Raw genomic sequence first — 12,787 nt, forward strand, 5'->3', positions numbered from 1 at the left:
CCCGGGTCTCGGAGCGGACCGCCGATCCACGCGAGCATCGGGACTTCGTCGAACTCCGAGTCACGGCGGTGGGCTTTGGTCTCACCGAGGGAGGCTATCTCCTCTACTGCGAGGGGTTACCTCTGCCTGTGCTCGTCCCGGAGTCCCAGGTCGACCTGGGAGTGACGAGCGCCGAGCCGCTCCATGCCTCCCTCTACCCGGACCGGGACACCGCCCTGGCGGACCTGGAGGCGAGCGCCGCGGCGCCAGGGCACCCGAGGTATGCGTGGTACCGGGGAGCGGGGGGCACGCTCATCGTGCCCACATTCTTCTCTCCGGCCACGACTCCGCGCATCGCCCGGACGATGCTCGAGGTGCGTGCGCACCTGGCGCAGACGACCCAGCGCGAGCTGAAGGTCCTGCTGTTGACCCTGACGGGCACCAAGGTGCTTCAAGGCGTCTTCTCCCGTGTGCTCCGGGTGGGCACGGAACCGGAGCCCCGTCCACTGCCTCGGCAGGAGGGAGTCGGTGGCAGGGTCCCGGCATCGCAACCCCGCGCGCCACGAGCCGCTCCTCCTGCTCCGGAGCCCGGTCCCGCGCCAGCAGTGCCCGCTGCGGTGCCGGGAGTGCGTGCGCCATCGCCGGGACTGGTCCAGGCGCTCTCGGGTGGCAATCCAACGCCGCGCATGGCTCCTGGCTCGCGCCTGCCTGGGGATGTCGCGGTCAAGCCAACAGTACCGGGGGTCAAGCCGCTGCAGCGGCCTGTTGGCTCCAGTTCCACCCAGAATGCGCAGGCCCAGGCGGACATCCAGTATCTACGGCAGATGGGCGCCACGAACATCCGGGTGAACCAGCAGCAGGTCACAGTGAGAAACGGCCAGCGCGTGGGAACCAACCGGCCGGACCTGCAGTTCGACTATAACGGCCGCCGCTACCATGTGGAGTACGACACGCCCATGTCGGGCCGTGGCCCTGGGCACCAGTCGCGCATCATGTCCAACGACTCGGATGCGGAGACCATCCTCCTCATTGTGCCCTGACAGGCGAGACCCGACCGATGACCGAGAACATGAAGGGCCTGCTCCTCGATGACCGCTGGGCGCCCATCACTTCGGAGATGGGATTTCTGGAGACCGGTGCGGAGCACGCCGCCCGTGCCTTCGCGGCGTGGCAGGCAGGGCTGCAGGCGCCTCGTGGCATCGCGGTGGAGGTGCGCCCGGTCCCAGGCCCCCTGGAGCAGGCTCTCTCCTCCCTTTTGCCCCTGACCCGTCCGGAGACTCGGCGACACCTCTTCGTGCCAACGCGCAGCCCCTGGACGGCGTACGTCGAAAACGGGTGGGGGGGAACTGATGCCGCGAGTGCCATGGGCTACATGGCCGAGGCGCTGGGCTGCCGGGGCATGCGTGTGGTCACGGTGCCCCACACCCTGCGCAAGGACAAAGGCCGCTATGGGGCCGTGATATTCGAGCTGTACGGGCCCCAGCAGACGCACTGGCTCAACTACCTGCGTACCATTTACGCCATGAACGATGGGGGCCCCTGGGTCTTCGGCCAGTCCGGTGAACCCTTTCCCTTCGAGAAGCTGGAACGCTACCAGGCGCGCAAGGTGAGGGACCGCTTCACCTTCGACATGCTTGAGGAGTATCTGCACCACCTGGGGCTGTCACCCTTCCAGGAGGACTTCTACCTGCCTCAGGGCGCTCCCGCCTGGCTGGTGGAGAAGACGGGAAACTTCGTCCCCGCTCAGACGGAGTACACCCTCGCTCAGGCCCGAGAGGACTTCTGACAGCCACCCGGCGCTTGCCTCTCCGGTGGAAGGTGTCAGGCAACCGTCTGTGCGCCGGTCATGGGGAGCCATCCGGTATCCGCACGCCCAGGGCCTGGCGAAGCAGTTGGGTCGCTGCTCCGGTATCCCAAGGGGACTTCATGGGCGGCAGCCGCTGGGGATCCGGGCTGTAGACGAGCTGCAGGTTGTCCCACCGGGTGGCGTCGAGCTGCTGGCAGCGGAGGGTGAGTCCCTCCGCGTCCCGGGTGACATCGAGCGAGGGCGAGGGCGCGCCCGGCTTCGGAACCTTCCAGCGGGTATCCCGGGCGTGGGTGCGGACGCGGATGCTCTCGGGTTTCACGCCACCCCGGGCCTTGATGCGGACGACGATCTCCCCGATGGGACCGGCCCAGAGTCCGCCCGTCTCGAGGATGTACCAGACGCGCCGGCCGTCGATGATCTTCTCGCCCGTGTGTGCACTCCGGCCGGAGTAGGGGTTGCTCACCACCCCGTAGCGCACGCGGATTCTCGTGTCCCCCTGGGCGAAGCGGGTGGTGAAGACGTGCCACGTCTCGGGCCAGGTCTTGGTGCGGCCCGCGTACGAGGAGGAGCGCTCGAGCTGCCGGGCCTCGTGGGGCACGGCCCGGCCCTCCACCCAGACGGAGAACCCCTCCAGGGGATCATGGGAGGCGTACTCGTCCGGGATATCCAGGCGCACGCCACTGCCCGGGAAACCCACCTGAAGCTCCTGGGGTGGGCCGGGGTTGGCCATGGTGAAGGTGGCGTCGATGAGGGCGTAGGCGTCGTGAAGCTCGATGATGACCTGCTCGTGCTTCATGGAGATGCCCTGGGCGGCCTTGGCGTCCAGGGGGCGCGGCTCGGACAGGCCGGCGAGCGGATCCGGCGCGATGTCGGCGAGGACGGGGGCGGGGAAGGCCAGCAGGGCGAGCAGGAGGCGCCAGACGATGGGCAAGCGCATCGCGGACCCCCTACGCCAATCCCCCGAGCTCCACGCCGGGGTGCGCCGCGCGCAGCCTCACCAGCGATGCCAGGCAGCTCTGCCACTCACCCTTGGCCAGCGAGCCGGTGAACTCACCGAGCACGGGCGCCACGACACGGGCGAAGCTCTCGTCTTCCAATCCCAGGTCCCGCACCAGTTCAATCACCCGGCGCTTGGCCTCGCTCGCCGAGACCCGCCGGACCACGTTCCCCTCGCGGCCTTCCTTGGAGCGTCCCGGCGGCAGGCCGAAGAGCATGCGGCGCAGGAAGGTGCGCAGGGCCTCCACGTTGGCGAAGCGCTCGGTGGCGCTCACCGGAGACTCCGTGGCGCCCGAGGGCTTCCACCCTTCCGGCAGGTGCAGCGGGCGGTGCTTCTCCCAGAGGAGGCGGATGGCGAAGAGGCCCACCTCGCGGTCGGCGCTCTCCATGAGCCACGCGAGGCGCTCGGGCCCGCCCAGGCGCGCGTAGTGGCGGCGGATGAGCTCCACCGCCACCTCGCGGGTGGAGCGCTTGGTGCTCTCGGTGAGGGAGAAGACCTTCACCGCGTCCAGCTCCTCGGGGGTGAGGGTGCGGCGCTTGTCGGCGCCCTCCTCGCCCGCGTCGAGCAGGGCGTCATAGGCGAGGTTGCGCACTTCCTTGGCGTTGGCCTCGGCGAGCTCGTACACGCGGGTGTGCCAGCCCCAGGCGCGCAGCTCCACGCGCGTCACGGCGAGCGCGAAGTGGCGCACATCGTCGCGGGCATCGAAGAGCGCGGGCCAGAGGCGCTCGGGGGTGTACGCGTTGCGAGGCGCCTTGGGCTTGAGCTGGTAGGACTTGGACTCGGGCTGCTCGGGGCCGATGACGGGGTGGTGGCAGCGCAGGTACGTCTGGGCGAAGGTGCGCACGGGGGCGGGCTGCTTCGCGCCGAGCGCCAGCTCGAAGAGGCGCTCCAGGCCCGCGGTGGCATCGCCGGACTCGCTGAAGTCGGCGGGCGCCACGTTCTCCAGCAGGTAGCGGTGGGCGAAGTGGTGCAGCGTGGGGTCCGCGCGCCGGGCGAGCGCCAGCAGCCACGCAATGCCCACGTCCCGGGGCGCGAAGAGCTTGCGGTTGCCGAGCAGCTTGAGCGCCACCTCGCGGTACTTCGCGTTGAAGACGAGCCCCTTCACGCGCTCCACGTCGAGGCCGGGCAGCGCGTCCGCCTCGGTGAGCCAGTCGGAGATGGTGTCGCCGAAGTTCGGATGGATGGCGCGGTCGAGCAGCCAGTCGGCGCCGATGTCCGCGGGCTTGAAGGCCTTGAGCGACTCGAGGGCCAGCTCCTCCACGTCGCTGCCATAGGACTCCAGGCGCGAGTCATCGAGCAGGGCCTTCCAGAAGGACACGGGCAGCTCGCCCTTGCCGTACTTGGCCTTGAGGTACTTGGTGGCCCATTCCATCTGCTCCTCGTCGCCGAAGAGCATGTCGAAGAGGAACTTCTGGGTGAGCTCGGCGCGGTCGAAGCTCTGCTCCAGGGCCTTGGCGGCGAACTTCGCGGTCTGCTTGTGGACGAGCAGCCGGCCGAGGAAGTCCGGGCCGAGCTCGCGCGGGTTGCGCTTCTCCAGCACGGCGGCGGCGAAGCCCTTCACGTCGTTGTGGTCGCTCTCGAGCAGCGCGGCGAGACGCTCGGGGGCGAGGTCCTGCGCCTGGGCGCGGGCGTACTCGATGGCGTAGGTGCGCGCCTTGTTGCTCTCGGAGACGAGTAGGGCGAGCACGGCCTCGTGGAGCCCGAGTCCACGCAGCTTGCCCTGGTGGAACTCGGGGGAGCCCTGAAGGGTTTCCACGAGGAAGTCATGGGCGCTGGCGAGCGGGCGGCGGGCGAGCCTATCCAACCAGGCGGGGGTGATGTTGTTGCGCAGGGTATCGGGGAAGTCCTTGCGCAGGCCCTGGATGGCGAAGCGGGCGGCGGGGTCCGACTGGCAGGTGTCGAGCAGCCGCATGAGCGCATCGGGCGAACGCTTCCACGCGTCGGTGAAGGCGCGCTTCTTCACCATGTCGCTGGGGGGCTCGATGGGGAAGGAGTCGGCGGAGTAGTTGCCGGTCTCGTGGGACCAGAGGTGGTTGGAGACCCAGCACGAGCGCCATGAGGTATCGGGCTCGTAGTGGCGGAGCACTTCGATGGCGAACTGGGGGTAGAGCTCGGGGACGGCCTGGCCGAGCTGACGGAGGTAGCGCCAGGCGCGGCGCTGGAGGTAGGTGAGGGTGCCGCGGGAGACGTCGCGGGTGCGGTAGGACTCGGAGCGCTCGGTGTCGAAGCGCCAGGCGAGGACGCCGAACATCTCCGCGTCGTGGCGGGCCTCGGCGAGCTTGTAGATGCGCTTGAGGCCGCCCCAGAGGCCGTAGCGGAGATCGGCCTTGCGGGCGAGCTGGAAGAGGACGGCGCGGGAGGCGCTGGTGTTGCGCTCGTAGAGGGAGACGAGGAGGTCGGCGAGGGCGAAGCGGGCGGGGAGGGGGACGTCCTTCTGGGCGAGGTAGCGCTGCCAGGCCTCGCGGGCGCCGGTGTGGCGGGCCTCGGCGCTGCGGCGGGACTGGGACTGGCGCAGGAGGCTGAGGAGGCCGTCGAAGTTGAGGGCGCCCTGGGGGAGGGTCTCGGGCTCCTTGTCGGGCTGCTCGAGGAAGGCCAGCACGGCCTCCGCGAGGTCGGGCGCCTCGGCCCGTGACAACCGCTCCAGGTCTGCTGCCGTCAGCTCGTCGCTCGTGGCCATCGGGCGGACGGGTTTAGCACAGGTGAAGCGCGGGGCGAGCGTGCGGAGAGGCCTGACGCAGTCGGGCGGGTGCCTTTCCCGGCGGCCCTCTTACGGGCCAGAATGCCACCCGGGGAAGGGACCTGAATGCGGCAACGAACTCTGATGTGGCTGGGGGTGTGTCTCACCCTGTTGCTCGGCAACATGGCGCAGGCCACATCTACGTCCGAGGGACGTCCCGTCGAGGCGCCAACGCGGATTCGCGGACTGCTCGCGGCGCTAGAGGACCCCAATCTCGACGTAGTCGCGAAAGTGCTGGAGTGGTTGACCGAAAAAGAGCTTGCCGAGCCAGGAGTCCGGGAGCGGCTGCGGGCATTCGCCCGAGAGCCGCGCATGCTGGAACTGTTGCGCTCGAAGGACGGGCGCATCCAGCGTGTTGCCATCGAGGCCCTGGGCGCATTAGGGGGCGAATCGGTGCAGGCGCACGTCGCTGTGCTCATCGACTGTCTACGAAGTCTGGACGTCCGTCAGGAAGCGGCGAAGGCGCTGGGGAACATGGGGGCGGCGGCCAGCGCGCAGGCGCCACTGATTGCCAACCTCTTGGAGGACAAGGACGAGGACCTCCGTCAGAAAGCGGTGGAGGTGCTGGTGAAGCTGGGGGCAGAGGCCGGCGCGCAGGCACCACTGATTGCCAACCTCTTGCAGCACGAGGACCCGTTCATCCGTTGGAAAGCGGCAGAGGCGCTGGTGAAGCTGGGGGCGGCGGCCAGCGCGCAGGCGCCACTGATTGCCAACCTCTTGCAGCACGAGGACTCGCGCCTCCGTTGGGAAGCGGTGGAACTGCTTGGGAAGCTGGGGGCGGCGGCCAGCGCGCAGGCGCCACTGCTTGCCAACCTCTTGCAGCACGAGGACACGCGCCTCCGTGGGGAAGCGGCGGAGGCGCTGGGGAGAATGGGTGCGGCGGCCAGCGCGCAGGCGCCACTGCTTGCCAGTCTCTTGCAGGATAAGGACAAGCACGTCCGTGGGAGAGCGGCGGAGGCGCTGGGGAGAATGGGTGCGGCGGCCAGCGCGCAGGCGCCAGGGGTTGCCAACCTCCTGCAGGATAAGGAAGCGCACGTCCGTGGGGAAGCGGCGGAGGCTCTTGGGAATATGGGCGCGGCGGGCAGCGCGCGGGCGCCACTGGTTGCCAACCTCCTGAAGGACAAGGACGAGGACGTCCGTCAGGCAGCGGCGGAGGCACTGGGAAAGATGGGTGCGGCGGCCAGCGCGCAGGCGCCACTGCTTGCCAACCTCTTGCAGGATAAGGATTCTCTCGCCCGTGATGCTGCGGTGAAGGCGCTGGTGGAGATGGTTGCGGGCAGCGCACAGTCGCCACTGGTTGCCGACCTCTTGCAGCACGAGGACACGCTCGTCCGTTGGAAAGCGGTGGAGGTCCTGGGAAAGATGGGCGCGGCAGCCAGCGCGCAGGCGCCACTGGTTGCCGACCTCTTACAGCGCAAGGATACGGCCCTCTATTGGGGAACTGTGGAGGCGCTGGTGAATATGAGCGCGGCGGACAGCACTCAGGCGCCACGGGTTGCCCACCTCTTGCAGCACAAGGACACTTCCGTCCGTCGGAAAGCGGTGGAGGCACTGGGGCTGATGGGGGGGGCGGCCAGCGCGCATGCGCCCCTGGTTGCCACCCTCTTGCAGGATGAGGATGCGCGCGTTCGTGGGGCAGCGGTAGCTGCGCTGGTGAAGATGAGTGCGGCGGACGGCGCCCAGGCGTTGCGGGTTGCCAACCTCTTGCAGGACGAGGACGAGGACGTCCGTCGGGCAGCGGTGGCGGCACTGGGAAGGATGGGGGTTGCGGCCAGCGCGCAGGTGCCGCTTGTCGCCAAGCTCTTACAGGACGAGGACGAGGAAGTCCGTCGGGCCGCCAGGGTTGCTCTTCTGTCGCTCGTGAATCCCAGCGATCGGCTTGTTGCTGCCGTCCTTGCTGCGGCTGAGGATGACATGGTCAACCGCGCGCACTGGCTGTTACTCGCCCACGCCGCGGGCGGCGGCAACCCCAGAGCGGAATCCCTCCTGCGGTGGGTGGGGCGGAAACACGAGGAGATTCCCTCCGCGCTCACGGTCGATGATGCTCGGTCTACCTTACAGGCCTTCGATGATTTCTGGCCGGAGACGGAGAAGTACCCCACCTTACGGAAGAATCTGGCGGCATCGATTGCCGATGTGACCCTTCGCGTCCGTCGCCAGTGGGAACTCTCCGATTTCGATCTGCTCGTGCGCCACGAGCGCAACCTGCGGGAGTCCCATCCAAAGGACGCCGAGACCGTCAGCTCCGTCATGACTTCGATCGATGCGTGGCGCGCACTGAGGAAGCTCGGCTGGACCCTGGCCGCTCACGCCTGCTTCTGGATCCTGCTCCTTTTCTTCTACCCGCGCTCCCCTCAGGTCCAGGCGTTGTTTTTCTGGAACCCGTGGGTTCGCCGCATCACCGGTTTCGGTTACGTGGGCCTGTTGCTGACGTGGGTGCCTGTCTTGAGACGCCGCGTCCTGGCCCCCTTCAGCCGCCTCCTGCTCGCCGAGGCCCACCTCGAACGCTTCTCCTCCAGGACCTACTTCGAGGGCTCCGAGGTCCTTCTTCCCGCCTCGGGCCAGCGCGAGCCCCTCCTGCGCCTCCTCCCCAGTCTGCGCGGCCAGGTCGTCCTGGAAGGCGCCTCGGGGCTCGGCAAGTCGATGTTCCTCAAGTACCTCCTCGCCCACTCGAAGTGCCTGTCGGTGTACCTGCCGGCGGAGCGCTGCAATGACGGCGTCCTCGAGGCCATCCAGGCCAAACTGGAGGGCCATGCGAAGGATGCCTCCTTCCTGCGCAGCCTCATCTACAGCGGCGCGCTCGACATCTACATCGACGGGCTCAACGAGGTGACGGCCGATACGCGGGCCCGCATCGTCCAGTTCGTCGAGAGCAACTTCCACGGCAACATCCTTCTCACCACGCAGCCCATCGAGTGGACGGCACCCGCGACGGCGACCCGGTACGTGCTCCAGCCGCTCTCGGACGAGCAGTTGGTCCGGTTCCTGGAGAGCCGCGAGCCGGTGTTGGCGGAGAATGCGTCCGTGCGCGGTCAGGCGTATGTCCTGGCCTGCCAGCGCTTCATGGCCGAGGCCCTCTCGCCCCAGCAGCCCGTGGAGCTGCGTCAGGCTCACAGCGAGGTCCTCTCCAACCCCATGGACCTGACGGTGGTGGCGCAGATGCTCTCGGAGGAGCGCCAGCCGGACCTGTTCCACCTGCGGCGGCAGCAGTACGAGCTGATGGCGAGCGACTACCGCAAGGTCTACCTCGATGACTTTCCGCTCAAAGCCTTCTCCGAGGCGGCCTACGAGCTGCGCTGCGAGGACAGGGGGGTCATCCTGGAGGAGAAGTTCGGCCGCGAGCTGCTGCGGATGGAAGCCGCCAAGCTGGTGGTGCGCCAGCAGTGGAAGAGCCCCGACGGCAAGGAGCAGCGCGAGTGGCACTTCCGCCATGACAAGATTCAGGAGTTCTTCATCGCCCAGACGTTCCTGGGGAAGGACAACCGGCGGGCCAGCAAGCATCTGAAGGACTCGCGTTTCCGCGGCGTCTATCTGCTGCTGGCGTTGCTGCTGGAGCCGGAGCAGGCGCAGGCGTTGCGCGACATGCTGGTGGAGCACGCCGCGGAGACGCGCGACCATTCGGTGAGCGATGATTTCGTCACCCTGCTCAAGAAGCGGCGGGGCGTGGAGAAGGCCCGGAGCAACCGCTCGCGGGACGTTGCCTGACCGCGGAGAGGTGCTGGGCCACCCCACTCGGCTTCGGCATCCGAAGCTTCGCCCTCCGCCTCGAGACGGAGCAGCAGCTCGTGGGCGAGCCGGGTGCGCTCCTCGGGCGGGAGCCTCGGCTTCCACCGGCGCAGTGTGCTTGGAGCGGCTCATTGCTGGGATAGGAGGTGCTCTTCTCTCGTGCGATGGGAAAAGCATTCTCAGGCATGCAATAGCAGACGTCCCCGGGGGACGAGCAGGACGCTGTTGTCCGCCCATCGACCTTCACGGCGGCACCATCCGGGAAGGCAGGGGGCAATGGGAACACCGAGCACTACATCCCTCCTCTCGCGCTCAGCGCTCCTCAGAGGAGGCCGATGTGGATGCCCCTGGCCAGTCGGAACGTGTCTCCCGGTTGCGGTTGCTCGTCGGGGTGCATGAGGGCGGGTTCAACGGCATCGACACCTACTCGGAGCAGGTCGCGGCCAGCGCCGTGGCGGCCGGGCACGATGTCACCCTGGCGGCCACGGCCTCGGCGGCCTCCCGTCTCCGTGCTCGCCTCGGGCTGGCCGGGGTCCGCATCCTGGAACTCGACATCGCTCCTCCCGGCCGGGTGGCGCGTCTGGCGGCGCGCTTCTGGCCCCGGCTCGACCGGCTCCGGCTCGAGCGCGGGCTGGCCTCGGCACTCACCCGGACCGGGCAGCGCTTCGACGTGGTCCACCTCAACCGCCCGGGTCTGGCTCCGGCCCTCCGCCCCTTCACCCGCAGGCTCGTCTCCGCCGCCTGGTTCTACCCCCACGAGCCGGTGCTTCGCGCCCTGGAGACCTGGCGCCATACCCGGGGCGGCAACCTCCTCCGGCGAATGGTGATGACCCTCAAGTCGTTCTCGCACTACCTCGGTGATGTGGAGGGGTATCGCGCCTCGGACTGCGTCGTGGCTCCGACGCCGTCGCTCTCCGCCCAGCTCTGCTCCCAGGGCATCCAGGCGATGCTCTGCCCTCCGCCCGTCCAGGTGGAGCGCCCGTACCTGTCCCCGGAGCGGGAGGGGCGCGCGGTGGACCTCAAGCGGCTGCTCGTCTGCAGCGGGGACTTGTCCCACCCGAGGAAGAACCTCCTCCTGGCCCTGGAGTCCCTGCGCTACCTCGCGCCGCGCGGCTGGCGGCTCCAACTGGAGGTGATTGGAAGGAACCCGGGGCGGCTCCAGGCGCTGGCTCGCACCCTGCCGCAGTGCATCGACGTGCGCTTCACCGGGCCGCTCCCGGCCGCGCAGGTGCAGGCCCATATGTGCTCGGCGGATGTCTTCCTCTTCCCCAGCCTCTACGAGGAGTGGGGCTATGCCGCCGTGGAGGCGCTGCTGTGCGGCACGCCCGTGGTCACCTTCCCCGTCTATCCCTTCCCCTTCATGCTCGAGGGTGGGTTGGGCGCGATCGCGGGAGACCTGTCCGCGCGAAGCCTCGCCGACGCGGTGGAGCGGGCCTTCCAGCTGAACGACAGGCCCCGGCTCGCCACGGCCGCCGCGGAGCGGTTTGGCGGCTCCGTGGTGGCCCGGAAGCTGACGGAGATCTGGACCTCGCCGCACGCCTGAGGGCCGCCCTCCTCCACTCCCAACGGCGGGTGCGGCACCGGACGTGGGCACCTGCCCTTGGGGGCAGGTAAAGCGTCGGGTTCCGGACAACCGGGGCGCGGACTGTTCAGGGGGTGGACTTCTCGGTAGGGGGCGCGGTGCCTATTTCCGTCGCCTCATGAACGAGGCGCTTGTTCCCGAATCGGTGTCGGCAGAGGTGGGCGAGGCGGTGTGGACGCCACCGCCCGCGTCGCCGGACCTCCCCTACAAGGAGCTCTTCCTCGCCCTCGCCGAGGCGCTGCCCGACGCGGTCTTCACCAAGGATCTCCAGGGGCGCTACACCTTCATCAACAGTGCCGGAGCGCGCTACCTCGGCCTGCCGGTGGCCGGCATCCTCGGCCGCACGGACGCCGAGCTGATGCCGCCGGAGGACGCGCGGCGCACGCAGGAGCTGGACCGGCGGGCGCTGTTCGCCGGGCATCCCCTCTCCATCGAGCTGAGCGAGCGGATGGCGGGCGTCGAGCGCGAGTGGTGCTCCACCAAGGGGCAGCTGCGCCGACCGGACGGGACGGTGGTGGGGATGTTCGGCCTGGCCAGGGACATGCTGCCCCATCGGCGCAGCGAGGCGGCCCGTCTCCAGAGCGAGGCCCTCTTCCGGGCGGCGGCCAGCAGCGGCTCCGACGCATTCTTCCTCCTCCGGGCGGAAGAGGGAGGGGGCCTGCGTCTGCTGCACCTCAATGCCCTCGCCGAGTCCCTGTTGGGCCATGAGGGGCGCGGGGCGGAAGGGCGCCTGCTCTCCGACTTCCCGCACGCCGCCTTCATTGCCCCGCCGCACCTGTGCGAGCAGGTGGGCCGGACGGGTCAGACGCACGACGCGGAGGTGGAGCAGGTGTTGCGCCGGCTTGGCCGCCGCTGGTTCCGCCGTCAGGTGCGCGCCGTGGGCGACTGCCTTGCCATCACCGTGCGCGACGTCACCGAGCAGCGGGTGACCGAGGCGCGCCTGCGGCTCAACGAGCGGCTGGCCTCCATCGGCAGGCTCGCCGCGGGGGTGGCCCATGAAATCAACAACCCGCTCGCGTTCGTCTCCAGCAACCTCGGCTTCATCGAGTCAGAGCTGTGCCGGCTGCCGCTGTCCGAGGACGATCGGCGCGAGCTGCTGGAGGCGCTCTCCGACGCCCGCGAGGGCACCGAGCGCATGCGGCTCATCGTCCAGAGTCTCCAATCGCTCTCGCGCGGAGACACGGTGATTCCGCAGCCGCTGGCGCTGCACGAGGTGCTGGAGGGCGCCATCCGCCTGGCCTCGGGTCGGCTGAGCGGGGGGAGCCGGCTGGTGCGCGACTATGGCGAGGTGCCGCGGGTGCTCGGCAACCCGGTGCAGCTGGCCCAGGTCTTCACCAACCTGCTGGTCAACGCGGCGCAGGCGCTGCCGCCGGGGGGCGGGGAGATCCGTCTGGTGACGCGGCTGCTGGGGGACTCGGTGGCGGTGGTGGAGGTGCACGACACCGGCTGTGGAATTCCTGCCGGGCATCTGGAGCGCATCTTCGAGCCCTTCTTCACCACCAAGCCCGTGGGCGAGGGGACGGGCCTGGGCCTGTCGCTGTGCCACGACATCATCCGCGGGCTGGGCGGGGTGATGACGGTGGACAGCCTCGAGGGCGAGGGGAGCACCTTCCGCGTCTTCCTGCCCGTGGCGGACGCGGAGCCGCGGGAGGCACGCGGCTAAGCCATCCCAACGAGATCCGTTCAGGGGATAGCGGCGCGTGTAGGCAGCCTGCAGCGCCTGCGCACCCGGTGCAGCAGGAGGACGGCCTCACCATGGAAGGAGTCCCGGTCAGCCGTCAGCAATCCCTCAATCCAGTTGAGGGTTTCCAGAGGTGTAGCGCGGCAGCCAGAAGACGCGCACGTGGGGCGTGGCAGTCTCAAGGGATGCGCTGGAAGCGCAGCGGGTGAAGGCGCCGCCGTTGTCGAGCACCAGCACGATGCGCCGACGACTCGCCGAAGCGCTTGGGCAGCTCGTTC

At 69.1% G+C, this 12,787-nt stretch carries 7 protein-coding genes; 5 read left to right on the plus strand and 2 right to left on the minus strand.

All coding sequences use genetic code 11. From position 1 onward, the window contains the following. Positions 1-128 precede the first annotated feature (128 nt). Both NR798_RS01305 and NR798_RS01310 read left to right on the plus strand, forming a co-directional pair. Positions 129-1,019, plus strand: coding sequence for a hypothetical protein (locus NR798_RS01305; RefSeq protein ID WP_375769551.1), 891 nt, complete (start codon positions 129-131; stop codon positions 1,017-1,019). A 323-nt stretch (positions 1,020-1,342) separates the two neighbouring features. Continuing rightward, entirely contained in the window at positions 1,343-1,765 is a 423-nt protein-coding gene (locus NR798_RS01310) for a hypothetical protein (protein ID WP_375769552.1), read from the plus strand. Between the two features lie 58 nt (positions 1,766-1,823). On the opposite strand, the gene NR798_RS01315 is transcribed toward NR798_RS01310, so the two are convergent. Together NR798_RS01315 and NR798_RS01320 are read right to left on the minus strand one after the other, a co-directional pair. After that, a complete protein-coding gene (locus NR798_RS01315; protein WP_375769553.1) occupies positions 1,824-2,723 on the minus strand; it encodes a hypothetical protein in 900 nt (299 codons plus the stop codon). A gap of 10 nt (positions 2,724-2,733) precedes the next feature. Beyond that, a complete protein-coding gene (locus tag NR798_RS01320) occupies positions 2,734-5,460 on the minus strand; it encodes a hypothetical protein (protein WP_375769554.1) in 2,727 nt (908 codons plus the stop codon). Positions 5,461-5,586: 126 nt separating this feature from the next. On the opposite strand from NR798_RS01320, the gene NR798_RS01325 reads away from it, so the two are divergent. From NR798_RS01325 to NR798_RS01335, 3 genes are all read left to right on the plus strand, one after another. After that, positions 5,587-9,225 (plus strand): HEAT repeat domain-containing protein, encoded by a 3,639-nt coding sequence (locus NR798_RS01325; RefSeq protein WP_375769555.1) that lies wholly within the window; start codon positions 5,587-5,589, stop codon positions 9,223-9,225. 358 nt (positions 9,226-9,583) lie between these two features. After that, complete coding sequence (locus tag NR798_RS01330; RefSeq protein ID WP_375769556.1) at positions 9,584-10,789, plus strand: glycosyltransferase family 4 protein; 1,206 nt, start codon at positions 9,584-9,586, stop codon at positions 10,787-10,789. A 157-nt stretch (positions 10,790-10,946) separates the two neighbouring features. Continuing rightward, positions 10,947-12,491: an ATP-binding protein gene (locus NR798_RS01335; RefSeq protein ID WP_375769557.1), complete on the plus strand. Its 1,545-nt coding sequence runs from the start codon at positions 10,947-10,949 to the stop codon at positions 12,489-12,491. The last annotated feature ends 296 nt before the right edge of the window (positions 12,492-12,787 follow it).

The organism is Archangium gephyra (assembly GCF_042230915.1).
Classification (GTDB): domain Bacteria; phylum Myxococcota; class Myxococcia; order Myxococcales; family Myxococcaceae; genus Archangium; species Archangium gephyra_B.